Annotated in this window: 16 protein-coding genes; 6 read left to right on the plus strand and 10 right to left on the minus strand. The window is 43.1% G+C overall.

The window, feature by feature from the left end:
- Window positions 1–7: 7 nt before the first annotated feature.
- The gene (locus KDW99_RS01930; protein ID WP_255827649.1) at window positions 8–1,624 is read right to left on the minus strand and encodes a methyl-accepting chemotaxis protein; all 1,617 of its coding nucleotides are present in this window, start codon (window positions 1,622–1,624) and stop codon (window positions 8–10) included.
- A 316-nt stretch (window positions 1,625–1,940) separates the two neighbouring features.
- Between KDW99_RS01930 and KDW99_RS01935 the strand changes: the two genes are divergently transcribed.
- Entirely contained in the window at window positions 1,941–2,408 is a 468-nt protein-coding gene (locus tag KDW99_RS01935) for an OsmC family protein (protein ID WP_255827650.1), read from the plus strand.
- Between the two features lie 9 nt (window positions 2,409–2,417).
- Here KDW99_RS01935 and KDW99_RS01940 read toward each other — a convergent pair whose 3' ends face one another.
- Window positions 2,418–3,029 carry a glutathione S-transferase family protein gene (locus KDW99_RS01940; RefSeq protein WP_255827651.1) on the minus strand — a complete coding sequence of 204 codons (612 nt, stop codon included), beginning with the start codon at window positions 3,027–3,029 and terminating at the stop codon, window positions 2,418–2,420.
- A 132-nt stretch (window positions 3,030–3,161) separates the two neighbouring features.
- Here KDW99_RS01940 and KDW99_RS01945 point away from each other — a divergent pair, with 132 nt between their 5' ends.
- Complete coding sequence (locus KDW99_RS01945; RefSeq protein ID WP_255827652.1) at window positions 3,162–4,007, plus strand: LysR family transcriptional regulator; 846 nt, start codon at window positions 3,162–3,164, stop codon at window positions 4,005–4,007.
- A gap of 40 nt (window positions 4,008–4,047) precedes the next feature.
- On the opposite strand, the gene KDW99_RS01950 is transcribed toward KDW99_RS01945, so the two are convergent.
- Window positions 4,048–4,266 (minus strand): putative quinol monooxygenase, encoded by a 219-nt coding sequence (locus tag KDW99_RS01950; RefSeq protein WP_255827653.1) that lies wholly within the window; start codon window positions 4,264–4,266, stop codon window positions 4,048–4,050.
- A gap of 72 nt (window positions 4,267–4,338) precedes the next feature.
- Window positions 4,339–5,775 carry a GNAT family N-acetyltransferase gene (locus KDW99_RS01955; protein ID WP_255827654.1) on the minus strand — a complete coding sequence of 479 codons (1,437 nt, stop codon included), beginning with the start codon at window positions 5,773–5,775 and terminating at the stop codon, window positions 4,339–4,341.
- Between the two features lie 159 nt (window positions 5,776–5,934).
- Between KDW99_RS01955 and KDW99_RS01960 the strand changes: the two genes are divergently transcribed.
- From KDW99_RS01960 to KDW99_RS01975, 4 genes are all read left to right on the plus strand, one after another.
- Window positions 5,935–6,396, plus strand: a complete 462-nt coding sequence (locus KDW99_RS01960) for an Lrp/AsnC family transcriptional regulator (protein WP_255827655.1) — start codon at window positions 5,935–5,937, stop codon at window positions 6,394–6,396.
- A gap of 82 nt (window positions 6,397–6,478) precedes the next feature.
- The gene (locus KDW99_RS01965) at window positions 6,479–6,913 is read left to right on the plus strand and encodes a MarR family winged helix-turn-helix transcriptional regulator (protein ID WP_255827656.1); all 435 of its coding nucleotides are present in this window, start codon (window positions 6,479–6,481) and stop codon (window positions 6,911–6,913) included.
- Window positions 6,914–7,052: 139 nt separating this feature from the next.
- Window positions 7,053–7,475: an organic hydroperoxide resistance protein gene (locus KDW99_RS01970; RefSeq protein ID WP_255827657.1), complete on the plus strand. Its 423-nt coding sequence runs from the start codon at window positions 7,053–7,055 to the stop codon at window positions 7,473–7,475.
- Between the two features lie 145 nt (window positions 7,476–7,620).
- Window positions 7,621–7,929: a 4a-hydroxytetrahydrobiopterin dehydratase gene (locus KDW99_RS01975; protein WP_255827658.1), complete on the plus strand. Its 309-nt coding sequence runs from the start codon at window positions 7,621–7,623 to the stop codon at window positions 7,927–7,929.
- 42 nt (window positions 7,930–7,971) lie between these two features.
- Here the strand turns inward: KDW99_RS01975 and KDW99_RS01980 are convergent, their stop codons facing one another.
- From KDW99_RS01980 to KDW99_RS02005, 6 genes are all read right to left on the minus strand, one after another.
- A complete protein-coding gene (locus KDW99_RS01980) occupies window positions 7,972–8,625 on the minus strand; it encodes a helix-turn-helix transcriptional regulator (protein WP_255827659.1) in 654 nt (217 codons plus the stop codon).
- 171 nt (window positions 8,626–8,796) lie between these two features.
- Window positions 8,797–10,074 (minus strand): TRAP transporter large permease, encoded by a 1,278-nt coding sequence (locus tag KDW99_RS01985; RefSeq protein WP_255827660.1) that lies wholly within the window; start codon window positions 10,072–10,074, stop codon window positions 8,797–8,799.
- Between the two features lie 15 nt (window positions 10,075–10,089).
- The gene (locus tag KDW99_RS01990) at window positions 10,090–10,662 is read right to left on the minus strand and encodes a TRAP transporter small permease (protein ID WP_255827661.1); all 573 of its coding nucleotides are present in this window, start codon (window positions 10,660–10,662) and stop codon (window positions 10,090–10,092) included.
- A 20-nt stretch (window positions 10,663–10,682) separates the two neighbouring features.
- Window positions 10,683–11,747, minus strand: coding sequence for a sialic acid TRAP transporter substrate-binding protein SiaP (locus KDW99_RS01995; RefSeq protein ID WP_255827662.1), 1,065 nt, complete (start codon window positions 11,745–11,747; stop codon window positions 10,683–10,685).
- A gap of 83 nt (window positions 11,748–11,830) precedes the next feature.
- Window positions 11,831–13,471 (minus strand): UxaA family hydrolase, encoded by a 1,641-nt coding sequence (locus KDW99_RS02000; RefSeq protein ID WP_255827663.1) that lies wholly within the window; start codon window positions 13,469–13,471, stop codon window positions 11,831–11,833.
- A complete protein-coding gene (locus tag KDW99_RS02005) occupies window positions 13,468–14,652 on the minus strand; it encodes a mannitol dehydrogenase (RefSeq protein WP_255827664.1) in 1,185 nt (394 codons plus the stop codon). Before KDW99_RS02005 ends, KDW99_RS02000 begins: the two co-directional genes overlap by 4 nt.
- Between the last annotated feature and the right edge of the window lie 3 nt (window positions 14,653–14,655).

Consider the following 14,655-nt stretch of genomic DNA (forward strand, 5'->3'; position numbering starts at 1 on the left):
CGCTTTATTAAACCGTGAAGCGTTTCACTTGTCCGGCAAGTTCATCGGAGTTGTTTAAAGTCTGATGGACTGAATGGCTAATACGTTTGGATATTTCCATTACATCTTTCGACATGCTGGCAAGATTTGATAAGTTCTCGTTGATCTCGTCAGTGACCTTGCTTTGCTCTTCGGTGGCGCTGGCGGTTTGCGCGGTAAAGTCATAGATTCGCCCTGCCGATGTTTTCACGACGGCAATGGAATCCATGGTTTTACGCGAAAGAGAGACACTGGTGCCGGCCATATCAACGCTTTGGGTGATCGAGTTGACCGCATTGCTCACGCCAGACTGTAAGTCATTAATCATCTTTTGAATGTCTTCGGTGGAGTTTTGCGTTTTGCTGGCGAGATTTCGCACTTCATCGGCGACTACGGCAAAGCCTCGGCCTTGCTCTCCTGCTCGTGCGGCTTCTATTGCCGCGTTTAACGCGAGCAAGTTGGTTTGCTCGGAAATGCCAATGATGACATCCAATACGGACGCAATCTTATCAGATCGTTCAGAAAGTTGATTGATGACGCCTGCAGCGCTTTGGATTTGTGCTGCAAGACCATCTAGTTGAGCAATAGCACTGTCTAATTGTTTTACGCCATCATCGGCGGATCGATTTAACGCTTCGACTTCTGCCACTGTGTCGGCGGCATTTTGTGCGACTTCACGAGTGGCACCACCCATTTCTTCCACTGCAGTGACGACAAAGTCCAGTGATTGATTTTGACGCTCACTCAGATCCGCGGATTCTGATGCGGACTCACCCAAGTTAAACATTTCTTGGCGGATATGCTCACAGCCATTACGAACTTGGCCAATCAAGCTGCCAAGTCGTGCAACAAAGCGGTCTAGCTCTCTACTCAATTCGCCTGTTTCGTCTGGTTTCACACTGTCTATACGGCGAGTTAAATCACCATCGCCAGAGCTAATTTCGCGTACACCTGATGTGACCAATTTGATGGCTTTTGAAATATTCCGCGGGGCAAACCAAGCAAGCGCGATGCTCAATAATAAAGCGAAAATAGCAAAGATGGCTACAATCACTTTAAAAGTGTTAGTGAATTCGTTGATGGCTTGGTTTTCAAGTTCGGAATGTTTGCTGATCAGCTCTTCAGAGTGATCGTAAAGTGATCGTAATTTGATGAAGTTCGCTTGGTTTTCATCAATAAAAAGAATCATAGCCGCATCAGGGTTGTCTTTCACTAATTGGATAATCTTAAGGCTACCAGCCGACCAATTTTTATAGAGAGTATCGAAGTTTGCTAATAACTGGGAAATTTCATCGATATCGGTAGTGAGTAGCCGGAATTCTTGCATGCGGTCTAGCGCTTGTTTGGCATTTAATAGCGCTAAAACTTCTAATTCTTTAGCGTCGGTTGAGCTTTTTTCGAATACTAATGTGGCCAAAGCTAGGCGTGATTGATACAAGTCTCTATCGGCGTTTTGAATCAAAGCTGTCCCAGAAGTGTACTTACCTATACTATTTTGCAAGTAACTGATCAATGTCTCGGTAGAGATAATAACCAGTAGAAAAACCAACGCTAACCCGCCAAATATGAACGTATAGCGACCCCTTATCGTCTGTAGCATCTTCATAAAATTATCCCTGTGATTGAAGTCTTAAGGAACCAAGGAATGGTTCCTATTTCCTTGCTATACAGCGGTCTTTCTCAAACGATCCTTTTCAAATGGACGACATTAATTAGACAATAGCACCACATTAAAAATGACACTGGGTTTTGAAATGTGCAAGCAATGTTTAGGTGGTTTTATAAACAAATTGTAACTTTTTGCAAAGAACAATGTTGTGCAAAAAACGGCTCTGAGATTCGAGTTAATATGGCCATACGAAAACTTGAGTGACAGTGATTAGATTCTGAGCGAATAAATTAAACAAAAAGGGGAAGGAAACATGTCGGAGTATTTTGCAACGGTTGAGTGGAAGCGTGGTTCACAGGTTTTTTCAGACAAAAAATACAGCCGTGCCCATGAATGGCTGTTCGAAGGCGGTGTCGTTATTCCTGCTTCGTCGTCGCCACACATTGTGCCTTTGCCTATGTCGGTAGCAGAAAACGTTGACCCAGAAGAAGCCTTTGTTGCTTCTATTTCCAGCTGTCATATGTTGTTCTTTTTGGACTTCGCCTCACGCAAAAAACTCATAGTCGAACAATACACAGACCGCGCTATTGGTACCTTGGCCGTCGGCCCCAACGGCAAACAAATGATGACCGAGGTCGTGCTTCGTCCAACGGTCACCTTTGTGGGTGAAAAGCCAAGCGCAGATGTATTAAAAGCGCTTCATCACCAATCCCACGAAGCCTGTTTTATCGCCAACTCAGTGTTGACCGAAGTTCGAGTCGATGAGGCGTTTTGTGTTTGATTTGTGACGTTAAACCTGAGTAATGGGAATAAACCAATCCAAGTCCTCAATCCCTTTAATCCAACGCTGAATATTTGGATATTCAGACAATTGATAAGCGCCGCCTTCTTCCGCCACGTGGGTGTAAGGGAATAGGCAAATATCGGCAAGAGTCATAGTGTTTCCGAGTAAATAAGTGTGTGCGGCTAAGGCCTCTTCCATTTGTTTTAACGCGGCGTGACCTTGCTGAATGCGGTCTGGCAGCATGTGTTTCTTTAGTTCCGTCATGGCGTTATGAGTTAACCAAAAACGCGGTGAAGCAATGTTTGGCTCGTGGCTGTATTGCTCCCAAAATAACCATTTATAGACCTTGGCTCTAAGGATCGGATCCGGCGGTAATAGCGAGGAATTATACTGTTCCGCAAGATAGAGAAGCACCGCGTTGCTTTCGCTCAAGCATTGTCCATCATCTAACTCCAATACTGGGATTTTCCCGTTTGGGTTCATCGCCAAGAAAGATTCTGTGTGCGTTTCTCCCTTCGTAATGTCATATTGTTTTAACGACACTTTCAGGCCTAAGCAAGCGCATAATAAACGGATTTTATAGCCGTTCCCTGAGGGTAAAAAATCGTGCAGAATCATAGTTTCTTCCTTCTTAGTTAATGGCCTGATCTTGCGATAAACAAGAGACAGAAAAAAGCCAATTAAATTGAAGACAGGCATAACGTATTTTGATGAATGCATGTAAGTTAAAGTGCGTAGATTAAAGAGAGGATGGCATTGGATACGGAACTATTAAAGACGCTTGTAGCGATTGTTGATCACGGCAGCTTTCAGCGTGCCGCCATGCAAACTTTTCGAACGCCATCAGCGATAAGTATGCAGATGAAACGACTGGAAGAACAAGTCGGCACCGAGCTGTTTTGCAAGCAAGGTCGAGAGCAAGTGCTTACTGAAGATGGCCAACAGCTGGTGCATTACGCACGGCGTATCTTGCAGCTGCAAGAAAGCGCATTACAATCCATCAAAGGTCCACAGCAGGGTGTCTTGCTTAATCTTGGTTGCCCTAATGATTATGTGGCGAATTTACTCGTTGTCGTCATGTCTGTCATGGAAGCCATGTTGCCGAATATTCGCTTTCGAATTCGCACGGGGACATCGGCTGAACTAAGAGAACTGATGGACAAAGGCGAAGTCGATTTGGCTTTAGTCACGCGAACGCCTGATAGCGACGAAGGCTTAGCCTTGTTCCAAGACAAAGGTGTTTGGGTAGCGAAAAAAGGCTTTGATTGGACGACACTGAATCCTTTATCACTGGCCTTATATGAATCTAGCTGTAAGTTTCATTCCAGTGCCGTTGATGGTTTGCAGAAAAAAGGTACGGATTATCAACTCTATTGCGTCACCGCTAATCTCACGCTTATCGAAAGCCTGTTAATGGCCGAAAAAGCCATTTCCGCCATTGCTAGCATCAGCGTGAATGACTCACTGGAAATCATCGAAAGCGATTTATTGCCTGCCTTGCCCGCGGTACAAATTGCCTTTTCCCGCTCCGCCTCTGCACCAGATTGGTTAACGGTTGCGTGGATAGAAGAGTTGATTGAACGGGTGAGAAAATAAACCTAGAGACAGCTTGGGCTATGGCTTGAGTCTAGGCTGTTTAAGTCTCTTTCACCGTATAAAACCGTTCAACATTTTTCGTTATTTCACCCCAATGAGAGGTTTTTACTCTGGTTTGATGTTTTTCAAATGCGGTTTTGTCGGTGAATTCTTCATAGACATCAAAGCGTTGCGGATTGTTTAAATCTCGGATCACGGTGAAGGTGATGCAACCCGCTTCTTGATGAGTCAGCGCGATGTGGTTGGGTAGTTCTGCCAATACCGCATTGAGATCTTATGATGGCACTTCAATGTGGCCGCTTAGGGTGATTTTGGGCATGGTTAGCGCTCTCTATTTATTTAGGCTTTGATTAAGGTCATACACCATATAAGTGACGGAAAAAGGCAAATGGGCGAAGTGTTTGGTATTGCCTTTTACAAAGCCAAGTTGTTCGTACCAGTCTTGCAATTTTATGTGTTCGCCGATTACACCAATGCTGATGAGTTCGAGCTGGTCAGCTTTGGCTTGTTCAATAATATGTGCTACGAGTTGTGATCCGATGCCTTTGCTTTGTCGCTCAGGTAAAACGGATAATCGGTTCAAGTAGGCCTTGCGAACGCCATTGTTTTTTACAGGAACTTCGTAAGCGACACAGGCTATAGGCTGCTGGTCTTCCGTTAAAACAAAGTAGCGCTCGCCGCGTTCAAAATCTTTTTCTACCCAACTACTTTCGCAAAAAGATGGATGTTTCGGGCCGTTGTCTTGGTTGATTCCAAAGCGGTCAGCAACAGGACGGTTGGCCTCACGAATTAGGTGAGCAAGGACGTCCGCTTGATCGGCAAACACTTCTTTTATCTGTCTCATGGTTTTTCCCCTAGGCTCCTTTTTAGGTAATGCCCAATTAAATTTTACTGCGCTGACGGCGAATAATATCAATATCACACCCAGAATTTGCGTTAGGCTGATGTGGGTCGAAAATGCCAAATGGTCGACAAATAACGCGGTAATCGGATAAATAAATGACAATAAAGCGATTAAGCTGGTGGGTAGCTTTTGAAAGCTGTCGTACATGATGATGTACATAAATCCGGTTAGCACGGCACCGAGTATCAATAGATCCATCCATTGGCTGGTTTGTGTTGGTAAATTGTCGAAGTCCGCAAAGGGCAAAAGCATAAAGATACCAACGATCACCTGTACCAAGGCCACAAAGGTAGAAGGTACTTGGCTGACTTTTTTCGTCACCAAGGTAGTCACGGTATAAAGTAACGCCGCGCCTAAAGCGAGTGATAAGCCAAATAATGCATAAGATCCATCGTTGCTTGCTTCACCTGAGAAGAGGGCATTGAGTTCATTTAAATCCAGTTCTACGATTAAAAACAGTCCGATAAACGCCAAGGCGAGCCAAAACAGTAAGCTGGCCGATAACTTTTCTTTGGTAATTAACGCACCAGTTATGACTAAAAATAGTGGCTGCATGTGATAGGCCACTGTGGCGATAGAAAAGGGAATGTAATTGAACGAAGCAAATAGAAATATCCAGTTTCCTACTAACGTTATGCCGCCCAAAATAATCATCAGCAAGACACTGCGCTGAAAGTATTCTCGATGAATTAGTCCTGCATAGTAGGCGTAACCGCCTAGAACAACAGCGCCGATGACGCAGCGGAAAAATACTACGTTCCAAAAGGCTTGGCCTGAACTGATAACAAAATAGCCAATGGTGCCAGACAGTATCATGGCTAAAATGAGCTCGATGCTGCCGATTGTGTTGCTGGAACGATTCATTGCTGACTCCTAATGGTGCCCTCTATTTTTTAAGTGCTCCGGTGAGTACCTTTTTTAGAGGAAGTAATCTATGGTGAATAGAATAAAGCCGAAAGTCTGACTTTTGCAGATATAAAAAGAGATAAATACAACAATAGACTGTATGTATTGGAGGTAAAAATGCGAAATAGCCTTAGAAAAGAAGAGTTCGCTTTAGATGGTATTGATACTAAGCTCATTGAGCTACTTTACGCGAACGCAAGGACACCTGTCACCGACTTGGCTCGTACCGTGGGAATGAGTGCACCAAGCGTTAATGAACGACTCAAGCGATTGGAAGAAAGTGGCGTGATTGCAGGCTATCGAGTGGAAGTGAATCCTAAGGTGCTGGGTTACAGCTTGATGGCGATTGTTCGTATGCGTCAGCTACCGGGCAAGTTGAAAGCCCTAGAAGCCTTAATTAGCTCGATCCCCGAATTTGTTGAATGCGATAAAGTCACGGGGGAAGACTGCTACGTTGCTCGCCTGTATTTAAAAGACATTAGTGAGCTAGACCCGATTCTCGACCGAGTCTCTGAGCTAGCGGATACCAATACAGCTATTGTGAAATCTACCCCAGTGACTCGACGCTTGCTGGTTTAGGGTGTGTTGTTAAGGCGGTAAAAAGGGTAGAATTCTTAATTATTATCGCTATAACTGTTCGCGCAACTATCAATGAGAATTTATGACTTCTGACAATCCCTTATTACTCGACAACCAATTGTGTTTTGCCTTGTATTCGACTTCGCTAGCGATGACGCAGCTTTACAAAGAACCTTTATCCGCTATTGGTTTAACCTATCCACAATACACAGTGATGTTGATTTTATGGGAACAAGATGGCGTCAGCTTGAAACATATCGGTAACGCGCTGGGGCAAAAATCTGGAGCCTTGACTCCAGTAATAAAACGCATGGAAGCCGATGGTTTAGTGCAGCGTTTACGGGGTGTGGATGATGATCGAAGCTTGAGTATTGCCTTGACTGAAAAAGGCAAAAAATTACGTGAACAAGGCTTAGAAGTGAATCGCTGTGTGGCGGAAGCTTGCGGGATTAACCTAGAAGAAATTATCTCATTGCGTGAGCAGCTAATCGGCCTTAGAAGAAAACTTACAAAATAGGGGTTGCGCAATAATAGTTATTGCAATAACATAAATTCATCAGCTCAGGTAACTGAGCTTTTATTTAGATATATTGTTATCGCGATAACTATTTTTCTAAATAGCTTATTTTCAATAAACTCATACGAGGAGCAATATTATGGAAGCAGTATACAGTGCAACCGCTACATCGACTGGTGGCCGTGATGGTCGTTCAATCACATCTGACAAAAAATTGGATCTTGCTCTAAGTACGCCAAAAGAACTTGGCGGTGCTGGTGGCGAAGGGACTAACCCTGAGCAGCTATTTGCCGCAGGTTACTCAGCTTGTTTTATCGGCGCATTTAAATTGGTTGCTTCTAAGCAAAAAGTAAAAATTCCAAATGACGTGAGTGTAACGGCGACCATTGGTATTGGTGAAAACCCTAAAGGCGAAGGTTTCAATATTTGTGCAGATTTAGAAGTCGATGTGCCTGGCGTAGAAAAAGACGTTGTTGAGCAATTGGTTGAAGCTGCTCACAAAGTTTGCCCATATTCAAACGCAACACGCGGCAACATTGATGTGAACTTCACTATCAAATAACCATTTTTATTTGCCGTGTTAGTCTTAAGAATCCCTTTTGCATGAATTTGTAGAAGGGATTTTTTGTACGTTTAAATCGTTGCCTTAACCGACTACACTGGCGTTGATACGACACATTTTCTGATTCAAATAGAGGTGAAACAGCATGACACATCGAAAGCTCGAACAGCATGAGATAGAGCAAGCCCTTAACCAGCTAAATGCAGAAGCGTCAGAAGACTGGGCAATAGAAGACGAAAAACTCAGTAAAACCTTTAAATTCAAAGATTTTCAGCGCGCTTTTGGTTTTATGACCATGTGTGCGATATACGCAGAAAAGAAAGATCATCATCCCGAATGGTTCAATGTTTACAATAAAGTCAGTATTCAACTGACGTCTCACGATGTATCTGGCATTTCCAATAAAGACTTTGATTTAGCTAAGAAAATGGAAGCCTTTGCATTGTCTGTTTAACCAATATTTCACGGCAACGCATAGGCTTTTCATATAACAGAATTAATTGGTCAAAATAGCGGCCAACAATTGGCTGGAAGTCGGAACTAGGCCCACTTTGATTTCGAAAGGTTTGAACACCTTGTTGATGATTTCTGCCGTGTAATTACCTTTGTCGTTTTCGATTTCTGACAAGGTTTTACGAGAGACGCCACACAGTTTTGTGTAGGCGTCTTGTCTAATGCCTAGAACGTTAACACGTAATTCACGCAACGCAGCACCTTGCGTCATTTCATCCAACAATAAACGCTTGATGATCTGATTAATCGCAATTAACTGCTCTTCTTTTGTCATGGGTTCTAAGCTTTTTGATGCACGCTGACGTGGTGCATCACTGGGTGAAGCGTTTGACTCCTCAACAACCGCACTCGCCGTCGTCGCTGTCTTTTTTAACGGCACGATGGGTTCATTAACGGCTTCTACGGCTTCTACGGCTTCCGACGCTTCCACGACTTTATTTACTGCTTTGGCTGGGACCTTGGCTTTTTCTTTATTTACAGACTCTACTGGTGCCTTGGCTTTCGCTTCTTTTTTAGCTTTCGCCTGCTTTTTTACTTCCAATTTGTCTTGTTTTTTCTTCTTCAGCTCATTCTTTTTTGACTTTGTTTTATGCTTCTTCATTGGTTGAGCGCTGTCTAATTGTCCTTTCATCTTCATTTTTCGTCTCCGTAGGCTTTATAAAAAAGCGAGGTTGAGTACCGTGAATGAAATGAGAGTACAGAGCTAATATGACAGATAAGTAACAATATAAAATAACAGAAAAGATTTAAACGAAAAGAGTACCTAGTTGTGTTCTAGGTACTCTGTTGTGGTCCTGGATTAACTATGTTAGCGGTACAAAAGGGTAGGTAACCACATTGAAATAGCGGGAATAAAGGTTAGCAAAAGTAGCACTGAAACGAGTGGGATTAAGAATGGTGCAGTAGCTATTACACATCGTTCAAATGGCGTGTCAGAGACTTTTGCAAGAACATATAGCACCATGCCTACTGGAGGGGTAAGTAACCCAAGCATTAAGTTCAGAATCAAAATAATACCGAAATGGACTGGATCAATTCCTATTTGTACTGCTACCGGTAAAAGTACTGGTACTAAAATGGTTATAGCGGCAATTGTCTCCATGAAACAGCCAATTATTAATACCATGACGGTGATAATGAGCAGTATCATGATTTTATTTTCGGTGAAAGTAAGCAGCTGCTCTGCAAAAAAAGTGGCGAATTGGTTCGCGGTCAGAATCCACGCAAAAATCGTTGACGTTGCGACTATCATTAAGATTGAGGCGGTTGTTTCAATGGTTTCTTGCGACACTCGAATAAGGCTTTTAAAGGAAAGTGTGCGATAAACATACATTCCTAGGAACATGGAGTAAGCAACAGCCGCGACAGCTGCTTCAGTTGGTGTAAATATCCCGGTTGCTATCCCTCCTACGATAATCACAGGTGTCATTAACGGGAGGCATGCACGTTTAAAAGTAGCCCATAATATACGGATGCTAAAATGGTCATCTTTCGGATAGTTACGCACTTTTGCGAACCAAGACACCATAATCATCAGTGCAAAAGCCATCAGTAAACCAGGCACAAGACCAGCGGCAAAGAGTTGGCCGATGGAGGTGTCTGCCATCACACCATATATCACTAAAGGGAGAGATGGGGGGATAATCGGACCAATAGTGGAAGAGGCTGCCGTAATTCCAACGGAAAAATCCGTATCGTACCCTGCGTCTTTCATTGCCTTAATTTCTACGTTCCCAAGGCCTCCGGCATCCGCTACCGCTGCGCCAGACATGCCGGCAAAGATAACGCTAGCACCTACGTTTACATGACCTAATCCGCCGGGCATCCACCCAACTAAAGATCGGGCAAAGGAGAAAATACGATTGGTAATTCCCCCCGTATTCATTAAGTGCCCTGCCAGTATAAAGAATGGAATGGCGATTAAGGTGAAACTATTAACGCCATTCACCATGTTATGCAATACCACAATACTGGGCATGCCTTCCATTATTATGAAGATTAAAGAAGCGACGCCGAGTGACACAGCAACAGGTACACCAATCACTAACAGCACAAATAAAATAAGAAACATGAAAAGAATAGACATAAAAATCCTTAGCCTTCAATCAGGTACGATCTGATCATTAATATGACTAACCAATTCATCACTGTTTTGTCTGCAGTGTTTTATCAGCCACAGTAAAGAGTGACAGGCCATCAAAATGAAGCAAACTCCAATAGTCCAATAGATATATGACTTTGGTATTGGTATCGAAACGAGTGTTTGATGTAGACGCATTGCTACTTGAAAAGACAAATGTGCACAATACGCATAAAAAATTACACATGTAGCATCAGCAAACATCACTAGGCCTTTTGTTAGTCCTGCTGGTAAGTAGCGATATATGAATTCTAAAAATATATGGCTACCTTTTCTAACAGCTGTAATTGACCCAATAAAGCCGACCATAATAAGTAAGTAGCGCGCGATTTCTTCCGTCCAGCCGGGCGAATCATTTAACACATAACGAGTGAAAAATTGCCAAAAAACAACGATGATCAACATCCAGAAAAATAGCATCACCGGTAAATCGGCTAGGTTAAATTTGAATGAATCCTCGACCTGATCTTCATCAATCAGATCGAGGGGAAGCGAGCTCTCTTTAGCTCGCTCTTGTGTCTGTTGATTATCCATCAAGCAGCCCCTCTATGTATTTATAGCGCTTCTAATTCAGCTAATTGTTCAGCAGTGAATCCATTATCTTGGGAGTTAAGCAAAGGCTGAATCGCATCGACAAATGGTTGCTTATTCACTTCCTGTACTATGACACCCTGATCTTTGAACCAGCTGACAAGGTTTTGTTCTGACTCATTAATTGCCTCAGAAGCTTTACTCGCAGCTTGATTGGTAATAGAGACAATGGTTTTGTAGTCATCGCTACTGACTTTGTTTTTTGTGTAACTCGAGATCATGGTGAAAACAGAGTTAGTCATGTGTCCGGTTAAATTTATATATTTTTGGACTTCATAAAACTTTTTAAATTTGATTGTTGGTAATGGGTTTTCCTGACCATCAACAACTCCCATTTGAAGAGCTAGGTATACTTCCGAAAATGGGATTGGTGTTGGGTTTGCCCCAACAGCTTGTGGAAACATCAGATAGAGGGGAGCATTCGGTACTCGAATTTTCATGCCTTCCATATCTTGAGGTTTAGTTATTGGGAAGTTGGATGTGACATGACGCGAACCATAGTAAGTAAAACCTGCTACATCGTGACCTGTTTGTTTTTCATATTCGGATGTAATATTTTTATATAAGCTGCTGTCACGATAATGCTTCCAGTGGTTAAAATCGCGTATTGCAAATGGGAAAGAAGAGATACGCATAGGTGCATAAGTTTGTCCCGCGAAAATGTCACCAGTATAAATAATATCAACCGCCCCAAAATCTAATGCCTCACTAAGCTCGGCTTCCTTACCTAGAGATGAAGCAGGGTAGGCGTTAATTTTTACTCTTCCTTCCGTCTGTTTTTCTATTTCATCGGCAGCCCATAATAGGGCTTCATGGTAAGCTGATCCGGTTTCATAGACGTGAGCCCATTTTAGCGTCGTTGCTGCATTTGCTGAACCAGCAAAACCAAGGCCAACGGCAATGGTTGAAGCCGCGACTAAGAAAGTACGGCGAGTTAATTTATTTAAAAAAGTAGCTTGGCTAGTTTCGTTTATTTTACGACTGATTTTCATCATGATTTTACCTATTTTATTTTTATAAAAAATCAAAGGGTTTACTTAGGTGTAGACAAGCAACGTTTCCTAAGTCGTTTCGTGGTTTCCGCTAAGCAGAAACCAAACATTAAATTTTTTTATAAAGAAACACCTCGTTTCCATGGAATAAAGTCATCTTGACCAAGCCGCTTTGCTTTTGTTGCATAGGCGCCTGACACGGTTTCAAGACACAACTCAAATAAGTCATTGCTTAATACGTCTAAGGTATTCTCACCCGTCACGATTGGACCGGCATCAAAATCAATAATATCTGGCATACGCTCGGCGATGGTTGAGTTGCTAGAAATTTTGAGCACTGGAACAATAGGGTTACCTGTTGGTGTGCCAAGTCCTGTTGAAAATAAAATAAGGTTTGCTCCCGATGCGACTAATGCCGTCGTGGATTCGACATCATTTCCAGGAGTACACAGCAAATTTAATCCCGGTTGAGTCATGAGTTCAGTGTAATCAAGCACATCCGAAACTGGCGCGGCTCCACCTTTCAATGCCGCCCCAGCGGATTTCATTGCATCGGTTATTAAGCCATCACGAATATTTCCCGGAGAGGGGTTCATATCAAAAGAAGCGCCAGCCGCAAGAGCATGAGCTTCATATGCTTTCATTAATCCAGAAAAGCGGCTTTTCAATTCGGGGCGGGTACAACGATCTAACATATTCTGTTCTACGCCACATAGCTCAGGAAACTCGCCTAATATCGATGCGCCACCAAGTGCCACCGCTTTGTCAACGACACGACCAATAAGTGGGTTAGCGGATAAACCAGAAAAACCATCGGAACCACCGCATTCAACACCAATTTTAAGAGCCGACAGAGGTACCGCTTCTCGTTGATATTGATTCGCTTTGACTAGCCCTTCAAACGTGCCTTTTATAGCCGCATCCATCATAGTGCGCTCTTTTCCATAAGCCTGTTGCTCAAACCATAAAACAGGTGTATCACCGTTTGGCTCAAGTCTGGATAATTCCTCTTGTAACAAAGACATTTGCGCGTTTTGGCAGCCAAGACTAAAGACCGTTGCTCCAGCCACATTAGGATGATGAATATAACCCGCTAAGAGTTTACAAAAAGACAACGCATCTTCTCGAGTTCCCCCACAACCAGCGGAATGAGTCAAAAACTTCACCCCATCAATGTTTGGAAAAACACGTTCCTGAGGTAATGAAATCAAATCCTCAGACATTGATGAAGCGTCCGGTTGATTCGTCAAATGCCCTTTTACCAAATTCCGAGCAAGGTCGATATAATGGGTCTCATTACTGTAACCAAGCGCATCTTGCAAAGCCGTTTTCATTTGCTCAACATTACGGTTTTGGCAAAACACTAAGGGGACTACAAGCCAGTAATTTGCTGTTCCTACTTGACCGTTTTCGCGTCGGATTCCTTGGAAGCTTGCCCCTTGCCACTTGGATACATCCGGCTTTTTCCATTCATAAGTTTGACCATCTTTGCCATATGTTTGACTACTATGCCGGGTGTTATCTGTTGTGATGGCTGTCCCTTGCTCAATGGTATTAATGGCTTTACCGACCGTGATGCCATACTGAATGAGCGTGTCTCCTTCAGCAAAATCAAGCGTGGCAAATTTGTGCTTGGCTTTAATATTTTCTTTTATAGGGTAATGAATGCCATCTAACTCGATGGTTTCACCCATTTGTAAGTTGTCGAGAGCCACAATCAAGTTATCATCCGGATGTATTTTTAATACTCGGCGCTTCATAAAAACGTCTCCTCAACGGATTGATGAAATCCATTGGCTGATAAACATGCTGCTAATTTAGGAAAGCTTTTAGCAGGCAAAACGTCTAAGCCTTTCTGATAAATAGGCAAAATACGGCGTTCAACTTTTGCTTGATGATTCTGGGCGATGTCGCTCAATTTGTGTTGTAAGAATGGGTTCAAAAAACGCTCTCTAACGCTTTCCACATAAGACTCAACGTCTTCTGACAAGTTCGCTGCCAACAAAATAGGGATGACTTCTTCTGCTAAAACGGATTCTAGCGCCGCGCGTAAATCTTTATGTTCCATTGCTTCTCGAACCGTCATTACCTCTTTCAGAGAGAGACCGTTAAGCTCGCCTTGCTTCCATAAATCAACTAAATATGTATGAGACAAGTTCAGTACACCAAGCTTTAGAAACTCGATGTCTTTTAGGCTATCCACTAACTTGATAGAAGTGTGTTGGCAAGGCAGTGTCAGGTTTCTCTGTTTTTCAATTGCCCATAATGCGTAGGGTTCTGCCACCGCACCAATGGGTTCAATGGCATCCGAAACAATACGATCCACTAAGGAGTTAGCCCAACAACAGGACTCTTGCAACCAAGATACAAACGGCTCTGATAGTTGCCATGTTTTGGCTAACCCAATAACCAAATCTTTTAACACATCGCCGTTATCCACAACCAGCTCACAAGGCATGATAACCAGCCCTTGTTGGTTGAAGTCAAAGCGTGCTTTTAGTAAGACCAAAAGCTTTGCTGGAAAGCTTTTGGGGGCCGTATTCGAGTTGAGCAAATCTGTGTGATCGTCAGCATTTAGCTGAAATCCTTGGTCGGCAGTATTAGACACCACATGCGAAACGCGTTGGCAAAACAACGTTTTGATGATTTGCCAATCCTCATCCGCTTGTAGTGCCATTTCAATGGCATTAATTTGATAAGTGCTATCAATGACATCACCATCTTGAATGCCTTGTACTTTTACCGGATAAGTCGAATGCGAATTAAAAGCCGCCATGCGGTGCTTACCCGCTGGGCTACTAGACGATTGCACAATGGCAATTTTGCTCGATGACAAGCCTTGTGTAATGGACTCGCCAACAAAAAAATCGACGTGAGCCTGTAAAAAGCGGCTAGTGCCAAACTGCATAATTAAATTTTGGTTCAGCAAATTCTTCTGCATGGC

Source organism: Marinomonas rhizomae (assembly GCF_024397855.1).
GTDB lineage: Bacteria > Pseudomonadota > Gammaproteobacteria > Pseudomonadales > Marinomonadaceae > Marinomonas > Marinomonas rhizomae_A.

Bases quoted from the DNA above. Each gene is read 5' to 3' on its own strand.
- KDW99_RS01975 (WP_255827658.1), top strand. From the start codon at position 7,621: ATGACACATCGAAAGCTCGAACAGCATGAGATAGAGCAAGCCCTTAAC.
- KDW99_RS01935 (WP_255827650.1), top strand. From the start codon at position 1,941: ATGTCGGAGTATTTTGCAACGGTTGAGTGGAAGCGTGGTTCACAGGTT.
- KDW99_RS01945 (WP_255827652.1), top strand. From the start codon at position 3,162: ATGGCATTGGATACGGAACTATTAAAGACGCTTGTAGCGATTGTTGAT.
- KDW99_RS01940 (WP_255827651.1), bottom strand. From the start codon at position 3,029: ATGATTCTGCACGATTTTTTACCCTCAGGGAACGGCTATAAAATCCGT.
- KDW99_RS01960 (WP_255827655.1), top strand. From the start codon at position 5,935: ATGCGAAATAGCCTTAGAAAAGAAGAGTTCGCTTTAGATGGTATTGAT.
- KDW99_RS02005 (WP_255827664.1), bottom strand. From the start codon at position 14,652: ATGCAGAAGAATTTGCTGAACCAAAATTTAATTATGCAGTTTGGCACT.
- KDW99_RS01955 (WP_255827654.1), bottom strand. From the start codon at position 5,775: ATGAATCGTTCCAGCAACACAATCGGCAGCATCGAGCTCATTTTAGCC.
- KDW99_RS01985 (WP_255827660.1), bottom strand. From the start codon at position 10,074: ATGTCTATTCTTTTCATGTTTCTTATTTTATTTGTGCTGTTAGTGATT.
- KDW99_RS01970 (WP_255827657.1), top strand. From the start codon at position 7,053: ATGGAAGCAGTATACAGTGCAACCGCTACATCGACTGGTGGCCGTGAT.
- KDW99_RS01965 (WP_255827656.1), top strand. From the start codon at position 6,479: ATGACTTCTGACAATCCCTTATTACTCGACAACCAATTGTGTTTTGCC.
- KDW99_RS01980 (WP_255827659.1), bottom strand. From the start codon at position 8,625: ATGAAGATGAAAGGACAATTAGACAGCGCTCAACCAATGAAGAAGCAT.
- KDW99_RS01990 (WP_255827661.1), bottom strand. From the start codon at position 10,662: ATGGATAATCAACAGACACAAGAGCGAGCTAAAGAGAGCTCGCTTCCC.
- KDW99_RS02000 (WP_255827663.1), bottom strand. From the start codon at position 13,471: ATGAAGCGCCGAGTATTAAAAATACATCCGGATGATAACTTGATTGTG.
- KDW99_RS01930 (WP_255827649.1), bottom strand. From the start codon at position 1,624: ATGAAGATGCTACAGACGATAAGGGGTCGCTATACGTTCATATTTGGC.